The sequence below is a fragment of the Nocardia sp. NPDC050175 genome (assembly GCF_044459885.1).
Taxonomy (GTDB): Bacteria; Actinomycetota; Actinomycetes; order Mycobacteriales; family Mycobacteriaceae; genus Nocardia.
Genome location: NZ_JBITJI010000004.1, coordinates 541,002 through 563,286 on the forward strand (window position 1 = coordinate 541,002; position 22,285 = coordinate 563,286).

A 22,285-nucleotide genomic window follows, 5' to 3' on the forward strand; every position below is an offset into this window, starting at 1 on the left:
CAGGGGTTCCGCACACCATCCGGCCGGTATTAGGCTTGACTCTTTGTGCGCGACAGAGCAGGCGGGGACGGGCAGCTCGTCGCGACGAGGCAACCGCGGCGCGCCTTCGCGGTCTACGCGCAGCTCGCGCGCGCGGGTTTTCGACGGCAGTCCCAGTACAAGCTGGCCATGTTCGCGGGCCTGTTCACCAACTGCGTTTTCGGCTTCGTGCGCGCGTCGGTGATGCTCGCCGCGGTGCGGGCCACCGGCGACTTCGGCGGCTACAACGAGGGCTCTATCGGCGCGTATGTGTGGCTGTCGCAGGGCCTGCTCGGCGCGATGCAGTTCATGGGACCGCCGCTGGACCTGGCCGACCGGGTAAAGAACGGCGACATCGCGATCGACTTCCTGCGCCCGGTCGACGTCCAATTCGGTTACCTCGCCGGTGATCTCGGCCGCGCGGCGTGCACCATCCTGCCGCGCGGGGTGCCGAGCGTCTTGATCGGCGTGTTCACCTTCGGGCTCGTCATGCCGAGCACGCCACTCCCCTATCTGCTCGGCGCGGTGAGTGTGCTTCTCGCCGTTGCCATTTCGTTCCTCTGCCTGTTCGCCGTCGCGCTGATCGGCTTCTGGGTGGTCGAGACCCGCGGCCTCCGGGTGCTGTATCAGGTCACCGGCACCTTCCTCGCCGGACTGTTTGTGCCAGTGCACATGTTCCCCGGCTGGCTGCGCACCATCGCGCAGGCGACACCGTTTCCCTCGATCCTGCAATCGCCGATCGATGTGCTGTCCGGCCGGATCACCGGGACGGCGGCGGTGAGTGTGGTTGCCATCCAGGTGTTCTGGGTGCTCGTGGTCGGCGGCATCGGCCGGGTACTGCTGGCGGCCGGACGGCGCAAGCTGGAGGTGCAGGGTGGTTGAGCCGGGCACCGCGCGGGCCGGGACCTGGTTCAGCCCGTACGCGGCGGTGCTGCGCTCCCGGATCCGCGCCCAGCAGGCCTACCGATTGTCTTTTGTCAGCGAGGTTTTCAGCGCGTTCCTGATCGGCCTGGTGGAGTTCGCCGAGGTGTGGGTGATCTTCCACAACGTCCGGCTGCTCGGCGGCCTCGATCTCAATGCCGCCCTGCTGCTCTTCGGATTCGGCCAATCGACCTTCGCGCTGGCCCAGGTCCTGTTCGGCCACCTCGACACGCTGCCGACGCTGATCCGGATGGGCCAGCTCGACGCGTATCACCTACGCCCGCAGCCGCTGCTGCTCCAGCTCATCACCAGCGATATCTCGCTGCGCCGCTTCGCCCGCGCCGCCGTCGCCATCACGGTGCTCGGTGTCGGCTTCCTACGCAACGACATCGACTGGAGTCCGGCCGCCGTCGGGCTGGTACTGCTCACGCTGGTCAGCGGAATCGCCCTGTTCGGTGGGGTTTTCGTGTGCGCGGCCGGACTGCAGTTCTATCTGATCGACGGCGCCGAGCTCACCAACAGCTTCACCTACGGCGGCTCGTTCGCCGCAGTGCAACCCGCCACGGTGTTCCCGACACCGCTGAAACTGTTGTTCGGCTTCGCCATCCCGGTCTGCTTCACCGCGTATCTGCCGACCATCGCCTTGCTCGGGCTGCCGGGTCCGGCGCTGCTACCAGCGTGGCTGGCCTGGCTGGCTCCGCTCGCGGTGCTCTGGGTGTGGTTTCTCGCGCTGTGTTTCTGGCGATTCGGTACTCGGCACTATCAGGGAGGCGGCGGATAACGTGGCGAATTCCGGCTCATCGGACGCGATCATCGACATCGAGGACCTGACAAGGCAATTCATCCTGTCCCGCAAGGTCGGCCGCCGCTGGCGTCGGCGCCGCGAGACACTGACCGCGGTCGATCGGATGTCGTTCCGGATCGAACGCGGCACGGCGGTCGGCTATATCGGCGCCAACGGCGCGGGCAAGTCCACCACCATCAAGATGCTCACCGGCATTCTGGTGCCGACCTCGGGCAGCGTGCGCACCTGCGGGCTCGAACCGGTCCGGCAGCGGCGCGAACTGGCCGCGCGGATCGGCGTGGTGTTCGGGCAGCGCTCCCAACTCTGGTGGGATCTGCCACTGCGCGAATCGTTTTCGATCCTGGCGGCCATCCATCGGCTGGACCCGGACGCCGCGCGCAAGCGCAAGCACGAGCTGATCGAGCAACTGGAGATGACCGACACGCTGGACACCCCGGTGCGCCAGCTCTCGCTCGGCCAGCGCATGCGCGCGGAAGTGGCTGCGGCGCTGCTGCACTCCCCCGAATTGGTGATCCTCGACGAGCCGACCATCGGTCTCGACGTGCTGTCGAAGCAGCGGCTGCGCGAGTTCCTGCGCGCCGAACGCGCCGAACGCGGCACCACGCTCCTGCTCACCACGCACGACATGGGCGACATCGAAAGACTGTGTGGCCGGGTGCTGGTGGTGGATCACGGGCGGCTGGTCTACGACGGATCGCTGACCGGGCTGGCGGCCACCGTGGGCGCCAGGCGGGTGCTCGTCGTCGATCTGGCCGAGCCGACGCCCGACATCGACGACCTACCCTGCGCGAAGCTGCTGGCGTCCGAGGCAGGCGGGATGCGGCAGCGGCTGGCCTTCGATCCGGAAAGGACCACGGCCGCAAAGCTGCTCGCGCAGGTCTCCGATCGGGCCGAGGTGCGGGACCTGTCGATCGAGGAGCCGGAGATCGAGGACGTGGTCCGCCGAATATACGAATCCGCCCGCTGAGGCAGCGGGCGGATTCGGTGTTGTAGTGCGACTCAACGGGTTTCGGGTTCGCGCGCACCCTGGTCGAGCCGGAACGGCGGGTACTCGTCGCGCATCAGCGTGGCGTAGGCCTGCACGCGGATGGTCCACCGGCTGATGCCGAGGACGAAGTCGTACACGCCCTTGGGGTACCGCGCGGTGAACAACAGCCCGAGCAGCGCGACCAGCAGCAGGATGCTGATCAGCGGAATGCTGCCCGCGCCGGACCATTCGTCGTCGTCATACATATAGAACGTGGTGCCGCCGGTCATCATCGCGCCGAGGATGAGGTAGTGCGGGATGGCGAGCAGCCACCACTTCACCAGCACCAGGCCGCGATGCAGTCGCTCCGGATAGTCGATCTCGAGATCGGCCGGGTACTCGTCGCTCGATTGCAGACTGAACGGCGGGTACTTGTCGGTGCCGAGTACGCCCAGCGCGTAGAACTCCACCCGCCAGGTCCAGCGCATCACCCCGACATTGAAGTCGAACATCGCCCTCGGATATTTACCGGTGATCAGAATCGCGAAGAACGCGATCACGGTGAGCACGAAGTAGGCGATGTGCAAAAAGAAAAGCACGATGTAATGCGGAATGGCCAGAATCCACTTGACCAGCCACATCCATCGCGACAGTGCGGGATCCAGATCGCCTCGGACACGAATCGGATTGACCGAATCGACCAGCTGCGCGGTGTAGTCAGGGTTTACGGGTTCCATGATCGACGCTCCTTTCGGGTGCCTTTCGATCCACGCCACAAACCAGGTGCGGAATAACGTGATTCTCGCGCATTCGGCGTGCATCGACGCCACGATCGGGTACCGACACGCCAACGAGTAGGGACGTATCTACTTGGTGTGTCGCATACTCCGCCGTAATCGCCCGGTAGGCTCGAATCCAGCCTGGAAGGGGATGCCCTATGCAGACCGGGGAACCGAGCCGCACCGCGCTCGGCGCTGCCGTCTACCGCGCACATCACCAAGTCGCCGACGCGGGCCGGATCTTCCGTGATCCGCTCGCCGTGCCGATCGTCGGCACCATGCCGAAGCTCACCGACTCCTTCTTCGACCGGGACACGCACGGCCGGATCCGGCTATTGGTCGCCGCCCGATCACGATTCGCCGAGGACGCACTGGCCGAGGCGGTCGCCGCGGGCACCGGGCAGGCGGTGATCCTCGGCGCCGGGCTGGACACCTTCGCCTACCGGAATCCGCACCCACGACTGCGGGTCTTCGAGATCGACCACCCCGACACCCAGGAGTGGAAGCGGAAACGGTTGCGCGAGGCCGACATTGCGGTGCCGACCTCGATGACCTACGTGCCGGTCGACTTCGAACACCAGACCCTTGACGAGGCCATCGCCGCAACGGATTTCGATCCGGCCCGGCCCGCCTTCGTGATCTGGCTCGGCGTCACCGTCTATCTCACCAGGGCCGCCATCGGCTCGACCCTGCGCTACCTCGGCGGCCTGGCCGCGGGCAGCCAGCTCGTCCTCGACTACGCCGAACCCGTGATCCCCTCCACGCCTGAGGAACACGCCGCCGCGGAGTTCCGCAAGCAGCGCCTCTCGCAGATCAACGAACGCTGGCTCAGTTTCTTCACTCCGCCGGAGATGTCCACCGAACTGCATCGCCACGGGTTCGACGTAGTCGAGGATCTCGGCCCCTCGGCCACCGCGATCCGCTACGCGGGCGCTCCGGCGGACACTCCGGAGCGCCCCGGCCCGCACCTGCTCCGGGCCGTCGTGCGCGGTTAGCCCAGCGGCCTGCTCAACGGCACGTTCACGAAGCTGGGTGCCGACGGGTCGAGCACGAGATGTTGCGGGGCAACCGAATTCAGGATGCCGCCGTCGAAGAGCAGCGGCGGCGGCAGGAAGCCGCGCGGGAAGTTGCTCGCGAAGACGTTCACCCGCAACCGATGTCCCGGCTGTAGCACCGCGTCGACCGGGTTGACCGCGACGTCCAGGGTGGTCGGCTGGCCGGGCACCAGGGTCTGCCGATCGGCGAGGGTCAGCTTGTAGACGGTGTGCGTGTAGTCGCCGTCGGCGTCCTTCGTGCTCTTGTCCTCGTCCACCGCGCGCATCGAGGCGGCGAGCTGACCGCTGGCCAGCACCGTCGACTGTCCGTTCGGCGCAACATCATTCACGGTCACCGCCCAGTAGCCCTCGATGTTGTCGTACTTGGTGTTGAGGTGCACGTTGATCGGGCCGGACAGCACCGTCGGTTCACCGACCGGCGCACCGGTGAAGGTGAGGCCGCCGAGCTCGTGGATGCGGTCGTCCCGGCCGCAGAAATTGAGCAGGCTGATGACGCCGACGGATTCGACGGCCGAGTCCCGTGAGCACAGTGAAGTGAGGCCCTGTACCGGCGAGACCGTCAATTGTGCTGCGCCCTCGGGGGTTTGGGCGGTGAGCGAGCCGTCGTAGACGCTGGTCGCGGCGCCGCTGATGGTGGGCGAGAGATACATGCGCTGGTAATCCACGTCCGTGCGCGGGAACGACGAGGTGGTGGTCCAGCCGCCGCCCTGCTGCCAGAGCGCGACCGGCCCGTACTGGTCGATGCCGTTATCGATGCCCTTGAGCCACTTGTCGTACCAAGCCATTTGGAGCACATCCAGGCGCGGCGGCTTGCCCGGATCACCAAGGCCCGAGCCAGGATTGAAGTGATAGGTGTCGCCCATGATCAGCTTCTTGCGCTCCGGCGGCAGCGGAATATCGGAGAACGAGCGCGCACTGGACGAGGCGAAGATGTCCTGCCAGCCGCCATAGGCGAAGGTGGGCACCTGAATCCGCTCCGGATGCCCGTCGGTGAACGCCGACCGCAGCGAGCTGCCGGGCAGCAGCTGGTCCTTCAACGGCTGCGGCACCGAATCCACGTTGAGCGACAACGCCATCAGGATGTAATCGAAGAATTCCAGCGGCGTGGCCACCCGGTCCAGCAGCCATTGGTAGTCCAGATGGCCGAGCGCGACGCCGACCGGGTCCGGGAAATTCGAGATCAGGTCGACCGCCGCGATATACAGCGGGCCGAACAACCCCAACCCGGCGCCGGGGAAGGCGACATCGGTGAGTGTGTCGGTGCTGCCCTCGATCGGGAAAATCGCCTTCAGCGCGGGCGGATTCTGTTCGGCCGCCTTGAATTGGTTGATGCCGGAGTAGGAGATGCCGGACATGCCGATATTGCCGTCCGACCACGGCTGCTTACTCGCCCAGTCGATCATTTCCAGCGTGTCCTGGTTCTCCCTGCTCTGGAAGAACTGCCAGGAGCCCTGCGAATATCCGGTGCCGCGCACGTCGGCCACGATGTAGGTGTAGCCGTGCTGCACCAGCGTGCGGTCCGCGCCGAACGCCCGCGGCGCGCCGCCTGCCAGCGCCTTGGTCAGATCGGTGATCGAGTCGAACGGTGTGCCGCTGAAGTCGAACCGGTTGACCAGCTGGATCAACGCGTCCGACAGCACCGGGATGTTGAGGGCGATGTCCGCGACCAGCGACACGAATTTCGTGTAGGGCGTCAGGTTGATGATCGTGGGCAGCGGCTCGTCCACGATCCGGCCCGCGGCGTCGACCGGGCGATAGATGTTGGCCTTCAAGACCGTGCCATCGCTCATGGTGATCGGCACGTCGAAGTCGATGTGCACCGGCCCCGGGTACTTCGCCGGGCCGTCGTGCGCGGCGGTCCAGGCCCGGCCCAGGTCGCCGCCGTCCGGTGGCGACTCGGCGGTGGCCGTGCTCGGCACCACCCATAGCGCGGTCATGGCGGTGGCGATTGCCATGATCCCGACTCGGCTCAACGCGCGGCGAACAGTCCTCATCGACCTCGACCCCTTGCTACCTACTTAGAAACACTGGCGTACCTATGGTGAATGTGAGAGTAACGGGGACCACACTGGATGGGCAAGTATGACCCCGGTCACTCTTCGTGAGCGACTATTGTCAGGAGATGGGATTGGAAGCCGGCGTCGATCGCGGCCGTCTGCCACGCGGCACACACGGCATGACGCCGGAGGCGGTGGCGCACTCGCAGCGCATGCGGATGTACCTCGGCGTGCTGGAGGCCGTCGCCGAAAGAGGTTACGGCGAAACGACTGTCGGCGATATCGTGGCCCGCGCGAACGTCTCGCGGCGCACCTTCTACCAGTTGTTCCGCGGCCGGGACGACTGTTTCACCGAGGCCTTCGAGGCCGCGGTCGAGCTGGTACTCGGCGAACTCGACAAAAGCGTGCAGGCGTTGCCGCGTTCGGAATGGCGCGCGCTCATCCACACCACGCTGGAGACCTACCTGCAGGTCCTGGCCGACAACGGCATCTACGCCCGCGCGCTGCACATCGAATGCCTGGTCGCCGGGCCGATCGTCGCCGAGCAGCGCCGTCAGATGAAAACGCTGCTCGCGCACCGCATGCGCGCGGTCTTCCGAATCGGCCGCAGCGAGGGCGATATCCCGGTGGACATTCCGACCGATATTTTCGACGCCCTCATCGGCGCCGTCGACGATCGCATTCGCGATTGCCTGGAAGGCCCTGGCCCGCAGGCACTACCGACGCTCGGTGCACACCTGTACCAGATCACCATGGCGCTGTTCGGCGTTCCGGAATGGGACGCTTAACCCGGACCGGTCCCCTGCGCCGAATACAGGCTCACTTCGCCATCCTCACTAAGGAATGCGTTGACGAGCATGATGCCTTGCGCCTGGAGTTCATCGGGTTCCGGCGCCTCGGTGGTGATCGAAATCTGCGGTATGACGGCCCAGTTCACCACATAACGCTCCGGTGGTCCGTCGTCGTCGGACAGCCTGGCGAGGCGGAAGACCGATATGGTCTTGCGAACGATGAGCGTGCGCACGACCTCGCCGATTCGCTCGGGGTCTTCCAGCGCGAACATGAACCCGAATGTCAGCTCGGGCGATGACACGTAGGCAGGCACGAACGTCGAGGCTAGCCGATCGAACGACCTCGCGCAGCCGCCGCGCCGACCAGGTAGCCAGTGGTGCGCCCTCTCGACCTTGTCGGTAATAACGACGGTGCACGCACGTGACCTACCCGTAACGGATCATAACGATTTACCAGCTGCACACAGATTTGTACACCATACTATTGCGCCGATTCGGCAACCGCGCTTTCCTGAAAGGGTCCCGATTTCTCGGGACGTCTTCCTCATCGCATCGTCGCGGATTTCCCGGTTACTTTGCCGTGCTGGTGGACTGTGGGGGTGGCGTCCGAGCGCGGGGCTGCGCCGGAGCCGAGGGGTGCCCCTCCCCGAAATCCCCCTCGGCCCTGGCGCATCCAGAATGGGATCGTTACCGCAGGGGTGCACGCATATGCCGACCGAATACGCAGCTGTCCGTATCGGGACCGAAGAGTTACCACCGCCTGCCGAACTATTGCGCGCGTTCCGCGAACCAGACGACCCGAACCGCAACCGGCACAGCGTGCTCAGTGCCGCACGGCAACTCGTCGAATGTCACGAGCGAAGAAACAAGGCGATCGAAGCGGCGCACGCGCCGGATGCCGCCGAGGGGCGGGTCGCGGCATGCAGCCTGCTGGTCGAGGACATCGACGGGCATCGGGCCGAACTGGTCGGGCGCATCGACACCTGGGTGGCCGACAATGTCGAGCACCGCGGCGGCGCCTCGTTGCATACCGAGACGCTCGGCGCGGTGATCGATCGACTAGCGGCGAAATGGATTGCGGCACAACGAGCTTTGCGTCGGACACCGCAGCAGCGGACGCACCCGGTGCAGGTGGACGGGGAAGCCCACCTGCAGTGGTGCAGGCTCGCCGAACTGACCGACGGCTATCGGGATCTGATCACCGACGTCACCGAGCACCGGCGCAGGCTGCCGGTGTGGTGATCAGCGGGTCTCGTCGACTCCCGGCTCGACCACCTCGGCGTCGACGAACGGCGCCTCGGTGGTCACCGTCGGCTTCGGCGCCGGGGGTGCCAGATCGTCGTCACGATCGAGATCCAGGTCCTGCTGCGCCGCGGCGTCGCGCCGGGCGGCGTCGGCGGCTTCCTTCATCTCGATCGCGTCGGTGAACCACTCACCGATCTCCTTGGTGACCTCCGCGACGGTGCCCGCGATGATGCCGGCGATATTGCCGACATGCTTCGCACCCGAGGACGTCAATTCTTGAATGAGGTCCTTGTTACTTTCGAATTTCCCGATCATTCACACGCCCACTTCGCTTGCCTTTCGCTGACGCATCACGATAACACCGGGAGACGGTTCGCTCTTGACCAAGCTCGGCGGCAACGCGAGCTTGCAAATCTTCCACCAGACCGAACCGATCTGCTTGCTGAACGAACCGGTGTTGTACGGCAATCCGTACTTTTCACACAATGCGCGGACCTCCGGCGCAATCTCCGGATAGCGCGCGGCCGGGATGTCCGGGAACAGGTGGTGTTCGATCTGGTGCGACAAATTGCCGGACATGATGTGGAACAGCTTGCTGCCGGTGATGTTGGCCGAGCCGAGCATCTGCCGGATGTACCACTCGCCGCGGGTCTCCTCGGCGGTCTCCTCTTCGGTGAACGTCTGTACGCCGGCGGGGAAGTGGCCGCAGAAGATGATCGAGTAGGCCCACACGTTGCGGACCAGGTTCGCGGTCACGTTGCCCGCGAGCGTGCTGACGAACAGCGGGCCGGTCAGCGCCGGGAAGATCAGGTAGTCCTTGAGCGCCTGCTTGCTCGCCTTCTTCACCTGGCCGAGCACGGTGCGCTTGATGTCGGCCCAGGATCGCTTGCCGCGCACCACATTCTCGATCTCCAGGTCGTGCGCCATCACGCCCCACTCGAACAGCATCATCAGCGCGAACGCATACAGCGGCTGGCCGAGGCGCAGCGGGTTCCACGACTGGCTCTCGTCCATCCGCAGGATGGAGTAGCCGATATCGCGGTCCTTGTTGTGAATGTTGGTGAAGGTGTGGTGGATGTAGTTGTGCGAGTGCTTCCACTGGTCCGCCGGGCAGACCGTATCCCATTCGAAGACACGGGAATTCAGGCCGGGCTCACGCATCCAGTCGTACTGGCCGTGCATGACGTTGTGGCCGATCTCCATGTTGTCCAGGATCTTCGACACGCTCAGCGCGGCGACCGCGGCCAGCCAGACCGGCGGCAGGAAGCCGAGGTACATCAGGCCGCGCCCGGCGATCTCGAATCCGCGCTGCGCCTTGATGATCGAGTAAAGGTATTCGCGGTCGCGGTCGCCGAGGTCGGCGACGACCTTGGCGCGCAGCTCGTCGAGCGCTTTGCCGAGTTCTTCGATCTGGTCCGGGCTCAGTACCAGCGGGCCGTCTTCGGTTTCGGTCAGGATTGTCATGGCGATGAATCCTTTGTTAGTCAGATGACGATGTCGACGTCGCCCACGGGGGCGTTGATGCAGAGCTGGATGGGCTGATCCGGGTCACTGTCGGTTTCGCCGGTGCGCAGGTTGCGGGTGCAGCCGGTGCGGCGAACCGCGGTGCAGGAGAAGCAAATTCCCATCCGGCAGCCGTATGCCGGGGTGAGACCGGCGGATTCGGCCTGCTCCAGTAGGGGCGCGCCGTTGTTGTCCGCGGCGATGCCGCTGGCCGAGAAGTTCACGGTGCCGAAGACGTCGTCGGCATTGATCGGCGTGAGCGAGAGCGTGAATTCCTCGGTGTGCAGCCGATCTTCCAATTGCTCGGCCTCGAAAATCTTGCGCACCGCGTCCATCAGCGATGACGGGCCGCAGACGTAAGTGTGCGCGTCGGCGAACCACGGCGCCACCCGCTCCAACTCGTCGTAGTCGAAGTACCCGCTGGACTTCGCGGGTGCCACGTCGACCCACGGCGCCGTCGCGTCGGCCCTGGCGGTATCGGACCGCCACGGATGACGCAGTTCGATGCGGAAGTTCTTGTGGCGCTGCGCGATCGCGTCGAGTTCCGCGCGATGCGGAACCACCTCGGGCGATTTCGCGTAATGCAGGAAGACGACCTCACCCGGATAGCCTTCGTCGGCCAGGGTGCGCAGCATCGACAGCACCGGCGTGATGCCGCTGCCGCCGCTGATCAGCAGCACCCGGTCCGGGCGCAGGTCGGGCAGCCGGAAGACGCCGGCGGCCGGCTCCAGATCGACCACCATGCCCGGCGCGGCGTTGCGCGCGAGGAACTGCGATACCAGGCCGTCGGGATGCGCCTTGACGGTGAGCTGGATGTGCCTGCTCCGGCCGCTCGCCGGATTGACCGGCGAATAGCAGCGGGCGTGGCGGACACCGTTGATCACCACGCCGATCTGGACGTACTGCCCGGCGGCGTGGCCTTTCCATTGCCGGGTCGGGCGCAGGGTGAGCGTCACCGAGCCGGGGACCGAGCGGTCCACCTGGGTGATCTCAGCGCGCAGCTCCCGCGCGGTGAGCGTGGGGCGCACGAGTTCCAGGTACCGGTCCAGCGGATGTGGCGTGGTCAGGGTCTGCACCAGGTTGATGAGATCCACCATCTGTTCTCCGTGCCTCGTGTCGGGGTGCCTCAGGTCGGGGCTGTTCGACTGGGTGAGGACCCGCGACGTTGCGTTCCAATTTCAGTGCACGTATGTACACTCAACTAGTGTGACCGATGACCGGGGTCCGGTGTCAACCGGCAAAACATGTGACACGAACAACATTTTGGGATCGGTGAAATGGTGAACGGATGTATGCTCACCGTGATGAGCGAGCAGGCAGCAACTCGAGGCGAGCGCAAGGAGCGCACGCGACAGGCCCTACTGGACGGCACCCTGGCGCTGGCCGCCGACCGTGGCTTCGCCGCGCTGAGCCTGCGCGAGATCGCCCGCTCGGCGGGCATCGTGCCGACGGCCTTCTACCGGCACTTCGCGTCGCTGGACGACCTGGGCGCGCAGTTAGTTGATGACGGCATCACCGCATTACGACTCGCGCTGCGCGAGGTGCGCCGCAAACCCGACGCGAGCCTGTCCGACACCGTGCGCTTCGTCTTCACCCAGGTCGACCCGAAACGCGAACTGTTCGGCTTCCTGACCAGAGAGCGCCACGGCGGCTCGGCCGCACTGCGCAAATCCATCGCGCTGGAACTGCAATTGATCGTCCGCGAACTGGTCGCCGACCTCTCCCGCATCCCCGCCCTAGACTCGTGGGCGCCCGCAGACCTGGAGATCGCCGCCGACCTACTGGTCGCAACGGTCACCGACGGCATCGTCGCCTACATCTCGGCGCCACCGCGCGAACAAGACGCCATCATCGACCGCACCGTGCAACAGATGCGGTTGATCTCGCTCGGCATGGGCGCGTGGTGGCCGCCGAAAGAGCGGTAGCGCTCAGCGGGCCTCGGGATCGAGCGCCAGCACCGAACGTCCGCCGTCCACCGGCAGCACCGCACCGTTGACGAAGCTCGCGTCCGCCGAAAGCAGATGCTAGACAAGCGGTTTCGAGGTAGCGAGCGGACGATCCGAAGATCAGCCGGTGACCGCGGGCGGCGTCCATGTATTCGCGGACGCGGTGGATCAGGCCGCGGAAATCGGACGAGGTCACCTCGGTGGGTGCTGCCGGTTCTCGCCGGGCGGGCGACCGTGGTGGGCATTATGGTGTGGGGGTGCGGATTCGGCGGTGGCGGCGGGTGTATTTGACCGCGGAGTATGCGGCGCTGTTCTTCGGTGGCGCAACGGTTTACAACCGGTATCTGCGTGGTACCAGTCCGATCCCGGCGCTCGCGGCGGGGGCGGCGCTCGCGACGAGTTATCTGCGACGATCGCCCGATTTCGATCGGGCGACATTGTGGCGGCCGCAGGCGTTTCCCGCGCAAACACGATCGATGGCGACGATGGCGGGTTCGAGTGCGCTCGCACTCACCGCGGCGGTGGCGCTGCTGCGGCGCAAGAACCTCTTCGATCTGCCGCGCAGCAATCCGGCCCTGTGGCTGGCGGTGATGGTGCTGTACCCGGCGCTGAGCGTGTATCCGCAGGAGTTGATCTTCCGGTCGTTCCTGTTCCACCGGTACGCGCCCGCCTTCGGTGAAGGCACCGGGATAGTGGTCGCGAGTGCGGCCGCGTTCGCTTACGTGCACATCGTGTTCGGCAGTTGGATCTCGGTGTTGTTGAGCGGGCTCGGTGGTGCGATTTTCGCGGTCCGGTATCAGCAGACGCAGTCGTTGTTCACCGCGTCCGTCGAGCATTCGGTCTACGGAATCCTGGTCTTCACTGTGGGTTTGGGCACGTACTTCTATCACGGCGCGGCCGAGGTACGACCGAAGAACAACTGAATACCGAATCGAGCGTGGCGGCGCTGACAAGCCCGAATCGGTAGCGCTTCGAGTTCGCTAGGCGCCGATCGACTGCGCCAAGAACGGCCAGGACGTGCGCAGGTCGTCTTCCCAGTAACCCCACGAGTGGGTACCGACCGGCCGATCATCGAACGTCACCGGGATGTTCAGCTCGTGCAGCCGGTTCGTGAGATTCACCGTGCAGTAGTGGATAGCCGCCTCGATCGGCCCGCCGAAGGTGATCTGCACTGGCAGCGGAATCCGGCCCTCCTGCACCCGCCGATCGAACGGGGTGTCGTGCGGAGCGGCCGCGAAACCGCTGCCCGCACTCAAATAGATGGCGGTTCCGCGCAGCCGTTCCGCATTGACCAGCGGGTCATTGTCGCGCCAGAGCGGGCCGTTGGCCGGGCCCCACATGTTCTCGACGCTTTGCCCACCGCCCCAATTCTCGACCGTGAGCCGGACGAACTCGTGCCCGACCGGGTCCGAGGTCTGCGCGCAACCGCTGTAGGACGCCACGCTGTTCCAGAAACCGGGCTTGGCGATCGCCAGGTTCAGCACCGAGGTGCCGCTCATCGAGACACCCGCCAGCGCGCGACTTCCGTTGGCTCCCAAAAACCCCTCGATCACCGGCGGCAGCTCCTCGTTCAGGAACGTCTGCCACTTGTTGAAGCCGAGCACGGCATCCGGGCGAATCCAGTCGGTGTAGTACGAATTGGCACCACCGAACGGGGTCACCACGTTGATATCTTTGCCGCTCAAGAAGCTCACGGCGTCGGTCTGCACGTCCCAGCCACTCTCATTCGGACCGCCGCCGGAGCCGTTGAGCAGATACAGCGTCGGCCGCCCCTGGTTTGCGGCGCGAATGACCTGCACCGGGATCGCCCGGTTCATCGCGGGTGAGAAAACATTGACAACCTGCTGCCGGTCGTTCACGTCCTGCACCGAAACCACGCCCGGTGCCGCGGTGGCGGTGCCTGCCGCGCCGACCAGACCTGCCGCGGCCAGCGCACCGGCAAGCACCCAGTGCAGCGTTCTCCTTCGTGTCGATCGCCGTGTTCTCAAGTCGCAGCCCCTCTCGCTTGCTTACTGTCGGCCACGGTGGCCGATGGCGCACCGGGACGTCGCTGTCCTGGTACGGCATGGCGATGACGGGCCGGGACGCCGATGTCCCGGAACGGCATTGCAAGGGGGATTCGCGTGGCCACCGTCGGCGGTTTGGTCCCGCGACCGATTGTTTTCAGCGCGGTGGTTGGCTCATGTCCCGGTTCCGCTGCGGGAGCTCGATGCTGATCGGCAGTCGCAGTTCGGCCAGGTATATCAGCGCCGCCTGGCGCAGGAACTCGTCGAACAGCCAGTAGGCGTCCGGTGCCAGCGGGACCACCGGCAGCAGGCCCTCGCGCACCGCGATGAACGGCCCCCAGCTCACCCGGAGCAGCGGATCCCAGACCGGCTCCCTGGGGATGGCCAGCCCGTCTGCGATCTTGTCGCCGAGTAGGAACCGGGTGAACGCGCCGAGGACCGGCTTGCTGAGCACGGCGAGGTCGAGATTCGCGCCGAGCCGCAGCAGCCGGTCGGCCAGCGCGACGCCCTCGGGAGTCGGCTGCAGGATCGGGTCGAGCACCTGCGCGGCCTGGGCATCGGCGGCGGCCCACGAGTCGGGGATGTACTCGTCGCGGACGCCGAGCAGGTGCGCACACACCTGCCACGAGTGCAGGAAGGCCGTGGACTCGTTGCCGGGGATGGGTACCTGCCATGCGGTCAGCTGCTTCATCACGGTCGTCGGCAGGCTGTGCCAAGTGACCATGATGTCGTTCTGGCTGATCGGCACGTCCTCTTCAGCGGAGTGCACCCAGTAGGGCGACTGCGGCAGCAGGTGCCGCACCGCGGCGTGGACCAGCCGGGTCTTGACGCACGTCACGACCATTTCGCCCTCGGGCGCATAGGCATTCGCGGTCCCGATGTCGTAGCCGAGTTTCGCGGTCTTGGAGATGCGGTCCTTCAGATCCTGACCGCCCTTGGAGTAGTAGACCGCCCGCGCCTCCTTCGGAATGACGGTGCTCATCATGCCGCTGGCCAAGCCGTACAGGACGCCGAGATACAGGCCGCGCTTCTTGTTGAACTCGACCGCGGTGGTCAGTTTGGCCTGATCGGTCCACTGCGGGAGTTGGCGGGCGTACTCCATGAAATCCCTTAGCTCCGTGGGTAATCCGGTGGGCAGCGGTTGACCGTTCCTGGTCCACGTGCGCAGGAGGTCATTCACTTTTGGCACATCACCACGGTCGATGAGCGCGGCGACCAAGGGGTCTGCCTCGGCATCCCATACCGTCATCGGATCGGCTCCGGATCCGTTGCCCGCTACCGAGCCGCTGGGCGACCAGGTCCACGGCTCCGCCCTGGCCGGGGATACCGCTGCCAGTGCGCCGAACGCGCCCAGCGCGCCGCCTGCCTTCAATGCGTTGCGTCTGCTGAATCCATCCATGTCGCTGCTCCTCGCTGAGTCCAGACGCCATCGTGGTGACGCAGGGGCGGCGATTCGCGCCGAGTCGCGCCGTTCGATGGAAGAATAGTCATTAACTTAGCAAGTTCAGCCCGATGGCGGATCCACTTTGAGAAACTGACGCAGAATCTCTCTCACTGCGCGATCGTCGAGTGCGTATCGAGAGGTCAAAGTCGCTACCGAGCTGGATATTTCACCAGATTTCGAGTTGCGCTACGACTGGGCCATGACGGACCGGCCACTGTGCCAGTGCGCACACCGCACGCTCGCACCAGGTCATGAGTATCGATAACCATCAGTCACTTACTCGACGCGATCAGCACACCCCGCGATGCGCCGATCGCGCAACCCGGATGTCAGGGCGTGGCGAGCTGGTCCCATTGCATCCGCGCGTCTTCGTTCGGGAAGTCATTGCGGATCGTGACGTAGGAAGTGCCCGCCGCGACCGGGACACTGAGGCGGCGGGTGTCCAGCGCGGCCTTGTAGACCGTGCTGGCCTTGCCGTCCGGAAAGAAGACGTATTCGAGGGTGAAGTTCTGCCGGTAGTTCCCGCCGTCGCAGACCGTGAGGAAGGCCAAACCCCAACCGCCCGGCGCGTTTTCGATGCACTGATGTTTGCCCCGCGACGTCAGATCGTGGGTGCTGAACGCGATCGTGTCCGGTCCGGTCGTCGCGCGCAGCCACCACTGGCGGCGATCATTGGCGTTACACGGGGCGAATCGGGCGGTGCCGCCGATTCCGTTGTGCGGGTCGTTCTCGGTGGTCATGCACTGGCCGGTGCCCCGGTTGTACATGAGCCAGTACGCGAACTCGGCGTGCGCGGGACCGGCCGCGCCGACGGTGGTCGTGGCGACGGCCGCGGCGATCAAGGCCAGAGTGGCCGTGCGTGCCGCGGCGAAGGTGTTGATCAAGGATTTCATTGGTGCCCCCGGTATTTGGCCGATGGATGAGTGCCATCGAAGTCTCGGCGGCGGCAGTCTCACGCGAGTTTCACCGCGCTCTCACGGTCGATGCGGCATCGCGACGGCTCGACGCTGCGGGCCCGATAGGAGGCGCACGGCCGGTTCCGCAGCAGCCCACCATGATTCAACTGGACCGTCGGTCAATATTCACTTGCGACTGGATCGGCTCGCGAGCAAGGTGGGGTTATGACTGATTACGAACCCATTCGCCGCGTCGTCACCGGTCACGACAGCACCGGCAAAGCCATCGTGATCGACGACGAGCAGGTGCCCTCCGTGTCACCACCGGAATTCGGTGGGCGCTGGGCGATCTGGTCCGCCGACGCCCCCGTGACCCTCCCGAACGACGGCACCGCCCCGAAGGTCAGCGACGCACAGTTCCCGCCGTCCACCGGCGTCAAGATCATCAAAATGGCACTCCCCCCGAAGTACAACCCAGATGCGTTGTCGGACAAGACCGAACTGTTCGACCCGGACCTCCTGGCCGCCCTCGGCTTCCTGGTCGACCCGAACCCGCCGGGCAGCTACGGCACCCGCCCCGGCATCACCGGCATGCACGCCAGCGCAACCGTCGACTGCGTGCTGCAATTGTCCGGCGAAACGGTATTCATCCTGGAAGACAACGAGATCCACCTGAAGCCAGGCGACTGGCTGGTGATCAACGGCGTCGTACACGCCTGGCGCAACGACCGCGACGAACCGGCGGTCCTCATGGGTGTAATGGTCGGCGCCGAGCACAGCGGCATCCCGAAACGCTAACGCCTCCCCCTCAGTCGAGACAGAACTCGTTGGCCCGCATCAACTGACACGACTCGTTGACACGAGGTGACCTGAGCCGATACCTCGGCAGTCAATTGGTCCAGGTGGTCGAAGGCGTGAACGAGGCGGGCCGTAGCTGCGCGAAATCGTGTTGAGACGCCTGTGAAAGGTGCGGGGGCAACGCTCACCGGCATGAAGATTTCGAGACTTGCCGCCCTGGCCGGCACGATGATCGCCGCAGGGGCGATCGTTGGTAGTGGCGCTGCGAACGCTGTCCATCCGCCCACGACCATTACGCCGTATCTGTACAACCGGTTTGCCGACAAGTGTGTGACCGATCTCGGGAACGGTAGCGTCGAGCTGCAGGAATGTCAGTGGCAGTCGGACCTTTTCACCAGCATGATGCCCAGTCAGCGGTGGGGCGAGCTCAAGGTTCGGGATGATCCGCACGCATTCCGTGTTGTCCGCATACACAATGGCCGGAATGGGTGCCTGACCAGTAGTTATCACGGTATCGGTGCGCGGGTCAGCGTGACACCGTGCTCATCCAGCCCCAGGCAGGTCTGGGACGTCCAACCCGTGAGTGCGGGCGCACCATTCCAGAACGCGCTCATCTGCTCGGCCGACAACTACCTGGACAACCTTTGTGTAGGCACCGAAGACGGGCGCAGCCTGATCATCAAACAGAGCACCACGTGGGGCGACCCACGCAGGGGCAATTGGGATCTCGGCTGACCTAGGGCTCGGTGTCGTTGCCCGGCAACAGGTAACGACACCGAGCACCGTTTCAGAGGCGAGCGGCCAGGCGGGTGCCCTGATCGATGGCGCGCTTGGCATCCAACTCGGAGGCGAGTTCGGCGCCGCCGATGAGGTAGAGGTTGACGCCCGCGGCCCGCAGGTCGTCCTCCAGATCGCGGACGGATTCCTGGCCCGCGCAGATGATCACGTTGTCGACCGGGATCAGTTGCGGGCGTTGACGTTTCTCGCCGAAGCTGATGTGCAGGCCGTTGTCGTCGATGCGCTCGTAGTTCACGCCGCCGATGTGATCGACGCCCTTGGCCTTCAGCGCGGCGCGGTGCACCCAGCCGGTGGTCTTGCCGAGATCCTTGCCGAACGGGCTCGACTTGCGTTGCAGGAGCACGACTTCGCGGGCGGCGGGCGAGGGCTTCGGCTTGGTGAGCTGACCGCGCACCTGCTCGTCGTCGGCGGTGACGCCCCACTCCTCTTTCCACTCGTCCAGCTTCAGCGTGGGATGCCCCTCGACGGTGAGGAATTCGCTCACGTCATAGCCGATACCGCCCGCGCCGATCACCGCGACCCGCTTACCGACCGGGCGCTCCTCGCGGACCAGTTCGGCATAGGACAGCACCATCGGGTGATCGATGCCGGGGATGTTCGGAATGCGCGGCTTCACGCCGGTGGCGAGCACCACCTCGTCGTACCGCGCGGCGATGAGTTCGGCGGCGGTCACCCGCTTGTTCAAATGCACCGTCACGCCGGTGATTTCGAGCTTGCGGCGGTAGTAACGGATCGACTCGTTGAACTCTTCCTTGCCCGGAATGCGGCGGGCGATGTCGAACTGGCCGCCGATCTTGTCGTCGGCCTCGAACAGGTCGACGTGATGGCCGCGCTCGGCCAGGTTGACCGCGGCGGACAGCCCGGCCGGACCCGCGCCGACGACCGCGACGCGCTTGGTGCGGCGGGTGGGCAGCAGTTTCAGCTCGGTCTCGTGTCCGGCGCGCGGGTTCAGCAGGCAGGACACCGTCTTGTGCACGAAGGCGTGATCCAGGCAGGCCTGGTTGCAGGCGATGCAGGTGTTGATCTCGTCGACCCGGTCCTGCTTGGCCTTGTTGACCCACTCGGGGTCGGTGAGAAACGGACGGGCCAGCGAAACCAGCTGCGCGTCACCGCGAGTCAGGATCTCCTCGGCGATCTCCGGCATGTTGATCCGGTTGGACGCGCAGACCGGAATGTTCACCTGCTCGGTGATTTTCGCGGTGAACTCGACGAAAGCCGCACGCGGCACCGAGGTCACGATGGTGGGCACCCGGGCCTCGTGCCAGCCGATGTCGGTGTTCAGGATGTTCGCGCCCGCTGCCTCGAGTTCCTTTGCCAGCGCGACGATCTCGTCGAACGTCTGCCCCTTCTCGACCAGCTCGGCCATGGAGAGCCGGAACACGATGATGAAGTCGGGGCCGACCGCGGCGCGGGTGCGGCGCACGATCTCCACCGCGATGCGGCGCCGGTTCTCCGGCGAGCCACCCCACTTGTCGGTGCGCTTGTTGGTGCGCGGCGCGAGGAACTGGTTGATGAAATAGCCTTCACCACCCATGATTTCGCAGCCGTCGTACCCGGCGAACTGGGCCAGCTTGGCGCAGCGCGCGTAATCGTCGATGGTCTGCTCGACCCCCTTGGCCGAGAGCTTGCGCGGCCGGAACGGGTTGATCGGCGCCTTGATCGACGACGCCGAAACGCTGCCGGGCATATAGGAGTAGCGACCGGCGTGCAGGATCTGGATGGCGATCTTGCCGCCCTCGTTGTGCACCGCCTTGGTGATCGCGCGATGCCGGTAGGCCTCGGACTTGTTGGTCAGCTTGGCCCCGAACGGCAGCAACCAACCGGTGCGGTTGGGCGCGTAACCGCCGGTGATGATGAGACCGACACCGCCGCGGGCACGTTCGGCGAAGTAGGCGGCCAGCTTGTTGGTGTCCCAGGCGCGGTCCTCCAGACCGGTGTGCATCGACCCCATCACCACGCGATTGCGCAGGGTGGTGCAGCCGAGTTCAAGAGGCTCGAATAAATGAGGGTAGGAGCTCATCGGCGAGTCTCACCTTTCTCCGTTGGTCAATCCGCGCGCGGGGCTGTCGCGGGCGGATGCAGGGCGTGCAGAACTTCGTCGCACCATTCGACGAACCCCGCCTCGACGCGGACGCCCGCGCGCAGGACGAGGTACTGGTGCAGAGCCGTACCGGAGAGCTGATCCGGTGCCGGAAAGTCGCGTTTCTCGATGAGGCGATAGACCTCGAGGCGCTGGGCATGGTCGTCGCGATGGCGGGAGACCTCGGTGCGCAGCGCGCCGATATCGCCGTAGGCGGCGGCCCGGATCTTGACCGCGAGCTCGTTGCGCGGGGTACCGGTGTCGGACGGTTCGGCGATCCAGCGGGCCAGCTCGGCGCGACCGGCCGCGCTCACCGCATACACCTTCTTGTCCGGCCTGCCCTCCTGGGTCACCGACTCGCTGTTCAGCCAGCCGGATTCCTCCATGCGCTTGAGCACGCGATAGATCTGCTGATGCGTCGCGCTCCAGAAGTACCCGATGGACTTGTCGAAGCGGCGCGCCAGCTCATACCCCGAGCCGGCCCGCTCGGTCAGCGAAACCAGCAACGCGTGCTCGAGGGCCATGCGGCAAGAGTAACCGTGACACTCGGTACTATGCAACTGAGTGCATACCTTGAGTTCGGTGTCGGGCGTTGACCCCGTTGTGTGGGCGAAATCGCACTAGGCTGCGCGGCAATGAGTGAGCGAAGTGTGGTGCAGCGCGCATCGCCGAGCCCCTGCGAGGAGCGGTCGTGAGCGAGCGAACAGTGTTGCAGTGTGCATCGCGCATGGCGGAGGCAAGCGCTAGCGAGGTGGAGCCATGAGCGAGGTGGACGCGCGGGCGACGGTGGGGCAGGCCGCCGGGCGCGGGCACGTGGTGGCGTGGGGGTTCTGGGACTGGGGGTCGTCGGCGTTCAACGCGGTGATCCTGACGTTCGTGTTCTCGGTGTATCTGACCGACAAGGTCGGTGATGATCTGCCCGGCGGGATTTCGCCGAGCGCGTGGTTGGGCTGGGCGCTCGGGATCGCGGGGCTGGTGGTCGCGGTGACGGCGCCGGTGAGCGGGCAGTGGTTCGACGCGTCCGCGAAACGTAAACGCTCCCTTGCCGTTTTGACCGGGCTCTGCATCGGGTCGATGACGCTGATGTTCTTCGTGCACGACGACTACCACTATCTGTGGCTCGGGCTGGTGCTGCTCGGGTTCGGCTCGGCGTTCTTCGAACTGGCCGGCGTGCCCTACAACGCCATGCTCCGTCAGGTGTCGACACCGGCGACCGTCGGCCGGGTATCCGGATTCGGCTGGGCGATGGGCTATTTCGGCGGCATCTTCCTGCTGCTGATCTGCTACTTCGGTTTCATCTCCGGCAGCGGCGACAGTCGCGGACTGCTCGGCATACCCACCGACGACGGGCTCAACATCCGGCTCGTCGCCATCGTGGCGGCGGTCTGGTTCGCCGCGTTCGCGCTGCCGGTGCTGTTCGCGGTGCCCGAATTGCCGCGCACCGACGCCGATCCCGGCGCCGCCAACGCCGGGTTCTTCGGATCCTATCGAGTGCTGGTGCGCGACCTGCGCGAACTGTGGGCGGCCGACCGGCGCACCGCGGGCTTCCTGATCGCCAGCGCGATCTTCCGCGACGGACTCGCCGGCGTGTTCACTTTCGGTGCGGTGCTTGCCGTTCGGGTATACGACATCGCCGACTCCGACGTCCTCCTGTTCGGCATCGCCGCCAATGTCGTTGCCGCCCTTGGCGCCATCGTCGCGGGCCGCTTCGACGACCGCGGCGGCCCGAAGATCGTCATCGTCGTCTCCCTCGCCTCGATGATCATCTGCGGCCTCGCCCTACTCGTCGTCTCCGGCCCACTCATGTTCTGGATCTTCGGCCTCCTCCTCACCGTCTTCGTCGGCCCCGCCCAATCCTCCGCCCGCTCCTTCCTCGCCCGCCTAGCCCCACCCGGCCGCGAGGGCCAACTCTTCGGCCTCTACACCACCACCGGCCGAGCCGTCTCCTTCCTCGCCCCCACCTTCTTCGGCCTCTTCGTCTGGTTCTTCGACAACGACCGAGCAGGCATCATCGGCCTAACCCTCGTCCTAGCCCTAGGCCTAATCGCCCTACTCCCCGTCCGCTCCCCCGACCCCACGGCAATCGCCGCCTCTCCAGGTGCCAACGAGCAGCCCAACTGACCTAGCCAAGCTCTCCAGCCGACCGGGAACCCCGGGGCGGCTATCCTTGGTGTCAACTTCTCGAAGTCGAGACGATACGTGGTGAGGTCGCTGAGTTGATCACCGTTCGTGCATT

General features: G+C 65.6%; 22 protein-coding genes. 11 read left to right on the forward strand and 11 right to left on the reverse strand.

Translation table 11 applies throughout. From position 1 onward, the window contains the following. The first annotated feature begins 45 nt into the window (after nucleotides 1–45). The 3 genes from ACIBK2_RS16790 to ACIBK2_RS16800 are packed head-to-tail and all read left to right on the forward strand — an operon-like array spanning nucleotide 46 to nucleotide 2,711. Nucleotides 46–900, forward strand: a complete 855-nt coding sequence (locus ACIBK2_RS16790) for an ABC transporter permease (protein WP_396968107.1) — start codon at nucleotides 46–48, stop codon at nucleotides 898–900. Continuing rightward, nucleotides 893–1,720, forward strand: a complete 828-nt coding sequence (locus tag ACIBK2_RS16795) for an ABC transporter permease (RefSeq protein WP_396968109.1) — start codon at nucleotides 893–895, stop codon at nucleotides 1,718–1,720. Before ACIBK2_RS16790 ends, ACIBK2_RS16795 begins: the two co-directional genes overlap by 8 nt. Nucleotide 1,721: 1 nt before the next feature. Next, nucleotides 1,722–2,711: an ATP-binding cassette domain-containing protein gene (locus tag ACIBK2_RS16800; protein WP_396968111.1), complete on the forward strand. Its 990-nt coding sequence runs from the start codon at nucleotides 1,722–1,724 to the stop codon at nucleotides 2,709–2,711. 32 nt (nucleotides 2,712–2,743) lie between these two features. Here the strand turns inward: ACIBK2_RS16800 and ACIBK2_RS16805 are convergent, their stop codons facing one another. After that, on the reverse strand, nucleotides 2,744–3,448 hold the full coding sequence (locus tag ACIBK2_RS16805; protein WP_396968113.1) for a DUF4389 domain-containing protein: 705 nt from the start codon (nucleotides 3,446–3,448) through the stop codon (nucleotides 2,744–2,746). Between the two features lie 200 nt (nucleotides 3,449–3,648). Here ACIBK2_RS16805 and ACIBK2_RS16810 point away from each other — a divergent pair, with 200 nt between their 5' ends. Further along, nucleotides 3,649–4,485, forward strand: a complete 837-nt coding sequence (locus tag ACIBK2_RS16810) for a class I SAM-dependent methyltransferase (RefSeq protein WP_396968115.1) — start codon at nucleotides 3,649–3,651, stop codon at nucleotides 4,483–4,485. Here the strand turns inward: ACIBK2_RS16810 and ACIBK2_RS16815 are convergent. Beyond that, nucleotides 4,482–6,539 carry a CocE/NonD family hydrolase gene (locus ACIBK2_RS16815; protein ID WP_396968117.1) on the reverse strand — a complete coding sequence of 686 codons (2,058 nt, stop codon included), beginning with the start codon at nucleotides 6,537–6,539 and terminating at the stop codon, nucleotides 4,482–4,484. The genes ACIBK2_RS16810 and ACIBK2_RS16815 overlap by 4 nt on opposite strands. Before the next feature lie 128 nt (nucleotides 6,540–6,667). On the opposite strand from ACIBK2_RS16815, the gene ACIBK2_RS16820 reads away from it, so the two are divergent. Then, nucleotides 6,668–7,330: a TetR/AcrR family transcriptional regulator gene (locus ACIBK2_RS16820; RefSeq protein ID WP_396968119.1), complete on the forward strand. Its 663-nt coding sequence runs from the start codon at nucleotides 6,668–6,670 to the stop codon at nucleotides 7,328–7,330. On the opposite strand, the gene ACIBK2_RS16825 is transcribed toward ACIBK2_RS16820, so the two are convergent. Continuing rightward, nucleotides 7,327–7,647, reverse strand: coding sequence for a hypothetical protein (locus ACIBK2_RS16825; protein WP_396968121.1), 321 nt, complete (start codon nucleotides 7,645–7,647; stop codon nucleotides 7,327–7,329). The genes ACIBK2_RS16820 and ACIBK2_RS16825 overlap by 4 nt on opposite strands. A gap of 394 nt (nucleotides 7,648–8,041) precedes the next feature. Between ACIBK2_RS16825 and ACIBK2_RS16830 the strand changes: the two genes are divergently transcribed. Beyond that, on the forward strand, nucleotides 8,042–8,575 hold the full coding sequence (locus ACIBK2_RS16830) for a DUF4254 domain-containing protein (protein ID WP_396968123.1): 534 nt from the start codon (nucleotides 8,042–8,044) through the stop codon (nucleotides 8,573–8,575). On the opposite strand, the gene ACIBK2_RS16835 is transcribed toward ACIBK2_RS16830, so the two are convergent. The 3 genes from ACIBK2_RS16835 to ACIBK2_RS16845 are packed head-to-tail and all read right to left on the reverse strand — an operon-like array spanning nucleotide 8,576 to nucleotide 11,178. Beyond that, a complete protein-coding gene (locus tag ACIBK2_RS16835) occupies nucleotides 8,576–8,893 on the reverse strand; it encodes a hypothetical protein (protein WP_396968125.1) in 318 nt (105 codons plus the stop codon). Beyond that, entirely contained in the window at nucleotides 8,894–10,042 is a 1,149-nt protein-coding gene (locus ACIBK2_RS16840; protein ID WP_396968127.1) for a fatty acid desaturase family protein, read from the reverse strand. It abuts the gene before it with no gap. Nucleotides 10,043–10,062: 20 nt separating this feature from the next. Continuing rightward, nucleotides 10,063–11,178 (reverse strand): ferredoxin reductase, encoded by a 1,116-nt coding sequence (locus ACIBK2_RS16845; protein ID WP_396968129.1) that lies wholly within the window; start codon nucleotides 11,176–11,178, stop codon nucleotides 10,063–10,065. Between the two features lie 207 nt (nucleotides 11,179–11,385). Between ACIBK2_RS16845 and ACIBK2_RS16850 the strand changes: the two genes are divergently transcribed. Beyond that, nucleotides 11,386–12,006 (forward strand): TetR family transcriptional regulator, encoded by a 621-nt coding sequence (locus tag ACIBK2_RS16850; protein WP_396968131.1) that lies wholly within the window; start codon nucleotides 11,386–11,388, stop codon nucleotides 12,004–12,006. A gap of 278 nt (nucleotides 12,007–12,284) precedes the next feature. Beyond that, nucleotides 12,285–12,950 carry a CPBP family intramembrane glutamic endopeptidase gene (locus ACIBK2_RS16855; RefSeq protein ID WP_396968133.1) on the forward strand — a complete coding sequence of 222 codons (666 nt, stop codon included), beginning with the start codon at nucleotides 12,285–12,287 and terminating at the stop codon, nucleotides 12,948–12,950. 57 nt (nucleotides 12,951–13,007) lie between these two features. On the opposite strand, the gene ACIBK2_RS16860 is transcribed toward ACIBK2_RS16855, so the two are convergent. From ACIBK2_RS16860 to ACIBK2_RS16870, 3 genes are all read right to left on the reverse strand, one after another. Continuing rightward, the gene (locus ACIBK2_RS16860) at nucleotides 13,008–13,982 is read right to left on the reverse strand and encodes an alpha/beta hydrolase (RefSeq protein ID WP_396968482.1); all 975 of its coding nucleotides are present in this window, start codon (nucleotides 13,980–13,982) and stop codon (nucleotides 13,008–13,010) included. A gap of 208 nt (nucleotides 13,983–14,190) precedes the next feature. After that, complete coding sequence (locus tag ACIBK2_RS16865; RefSeq protein ID WP_396968135.1) at nucleotides 14,191–15,432, reverse strand: oxygenase MpaB family protein; 1,242 nt, start codon at nucleotides 15,430–15,432, stop codon at nucleotides 14,191–14,193. A 374-nt stretch (nucleotides 15,433–15,806) separates the two neighbouring features. Continuing rightward, nucleotides 15,807–16,370, reverse strand: coding sequence for a hypothetical protein (locus ACIBK2_RS16870; protein ID WP_396968137.1), 564 nt, complete (start codon nucleotides 16,368–16,370; stop codon nucleotides 15,807–15,809). Between the two features lie 228 nt (nucleotides 16,371–16,598). Here ACIBK2_RS16870 and ACIBK2_RS16875 point away from each other — a divergent pair, with 228 nt between their 5' ends. Together ACIBK2_RS16875 and ACIBK2_RS16880 are read left to right on the forward strand one after the other, a co-directional pair. Then, a complete protein-coding gene (locus ACIBK2_RS16875; protein ID WP_396968139.1) occupies nucleotides 16,599–17,171 on the forward strand; it encodes a cupin domain-containing protein in 573 nt (190 codons plus the stop codon). 192 nt (nucleotides 17,172–17,363) lie between these two features. Further along, entirely contained in the window at nucleotides 17,364–17,906 is a 543-nt protein-coding gene (locus tag ACIBK2_RS16880) for a hypothetical protein (RefSeq protein ID WP_396968141.1), read from the forward strand. 52 nt (nucleotides 17,907–17,958) lie between these two features. Here the strand turns inward: ACIBK2_RS16880 and ACIBK2_RS16885 are convergent, their stop codons facing one another. Both ACIBK2_RS16885 and ACIBK2_RS16890 read right to left on the reverse strand, forming a co-directional pair. Next, the gene (locus ACIBK2_RS16885) at nucleotides 17,959–19,989 is read right to left on the reverse strand and encodes an FAD-dependent oxidoreductase (RefSeq protein WP_396968143.1); all 2,031 of its coding nucleotides are present in this window, start codon (nucleotides 19,987–19,989) and stop codon (nucleotides 17,959–17,961) included. A 26-nt stretch (nucleotides 19,990–20,015) separates the two neighbouring features. Beyond that, nucleotides 20,016–20,573: a PadR family transcriptional regulator gene (locus ACIBK2_RS16890; RefSeq protein ID WP_396968145.1), complete on the reverse strand. Its 558-nt coding sequence runs from the start codon at nucleotides 20,571–20,573 to the stop codon at nucleotides 20,016–20,018. Nucleotides 20,574–20,808: 235 nt separating this feature from the next. Between ACIBK2_RS16890 and ACIBK2_RS16895 the strand changes: the two genes are divergently transcribed. After that, nucleotides 20,809–22,170 (forward strand): MFS transporter, encoded by a 1,362-nt coding sequence (locus tag ACIBK2_RS16895; protein ID WP_396968147.1) that lies wholly within the window; start codon nucleotides 20,809–20,811, stop codon nucleotides 22,168–22,170. Nucleotides 22,171–22,285: the final 115 nt, after the last annotated feature.

What these genes read in the sequence shown, in the direction of transcription:
- ACIBK2_RS16835 (WP_396968125.1), bottom strand. Translation starts at nt 8,893, where the DNA reads ATGATCGGGAAATTCGAAAGTAACAAGGACCTCATTCAAGAATTGACG.
- ACIBK2_RS16865 (WP_396968135.1), bottom strand. Translation starts at nt 15,432, where the DNA reads ATGGATGGATTCAGCAGACGCAACGCATTGAAGGCAGGCGGCGCGCTG.
- ACIBK2_RS16875 (WP_396968139.1), top strand. Translation starts at nt 16,599, where the DNA reads ATGACTGATTACGAACCCATTCGCCGCGTCGTCACCGGTCACGACAGC.
- ACIBK2_RS16845 (WP_396968129.1), bottom strand. Translation starts at nt 11,178, where the DNA reads ATGGTGGATCTCATCAACCTGGTGCAGACCCTGACCACGCCACATCCG.
- ACIBK2_RS16890 (WP_396968145.1), bottom strand. Translation starts at nt 20,573, where the DNA reads ATGGCCCTCGAGCACGCGTTGCTGGTTTCGCTGACCGAGCGGGCCGGC.
- ACIBK2_RS16815 (WP_396968117.1), bottom strand. Translation starts at nt 6,539, where the DNA reads ATGAGGACTGTTCGCCGCGCGTTGAGCCGAGTCGGGATCATGGCAATC.
- ACIBK2_RS16880 (WP_396968141.1), top strand. Translation starts at nt 17,364, where the DNA reads ATGAAGATTTCGAGACTTGCCGCCCTGGCCGGCACGATGATCGCCGCA.
- ACIBK2_RS16870 (WP_396968137.1), bottom strand. Translation starts at nt 16,370, where the DNA reads ATGAAATCCTTGATCAACACCTTCGCCGCGGCACGCACGGCCACTCTG.
- ACIBK2_RS16840 (WP_396968127.1), bottom strand. Translation starts at nt 10,042, where the DNA reads ATGACAATCCTGACCGAAACCGAAGACGGCCCGCTGGTACTGAGCCCG.
- ACIBK2_RS16850 (WP_396968131.1), top strand. Translation starts at nt 11,386, where the DNA reads ATGAGCGAGCAGGCAGCAACTCGAGGCGAGCGCAAGGAGCGCACGCGA.
- ACIBK2_RS16885 (WP_396968143.1), bottom strand. Translation starts at nt 19,989, where the DNA reads ATGAGCTCCTACCCTCATTTATTCGAGCCTCTTGAACTCGGCTGCACC.
- ACIBK2_RS16805 (WP_396968113.1), bottom strand. Translation starts at nt 3,448, where the DNA reads ATGGAACCCGTAAACCCTGACTACACCGCGCAGCTGGTCGATTCGGTC.
- ACIBK2_RS16820 (WP_396968119.1), top strand. Translation starts at nt 6,668, where the DNA reads ATGGGATTGGAAGCCGGCGTCGATCGCGGCCGTCTGCCACGCGGCACA.
- ACIBK2_RS16830 (WP_396968123.1), top strand. Translation starts at nt 8,042, where the DNA reads ATGCCGACCGAATACGCAGCTGTCCGTATCGGGACCGAAGAGTTACCA.
- ACIBK2_RS16895 (WP_396968147.1), top strand. Translation starts at nt 20,809, where the DNA reads ATGAGCGAGGTGGACGCGCGGGCGACGGTGGGGCAGGCCGCCGGGCGC.
- ACIBK2_RS16810 (WP_396968115.1), top strand. Translation starts at nt 3,649, where the DNA reads ATGCAGACCGGGGAACCGAGCCGCACCGCGCTCGGCGCTGCCGTCTAC.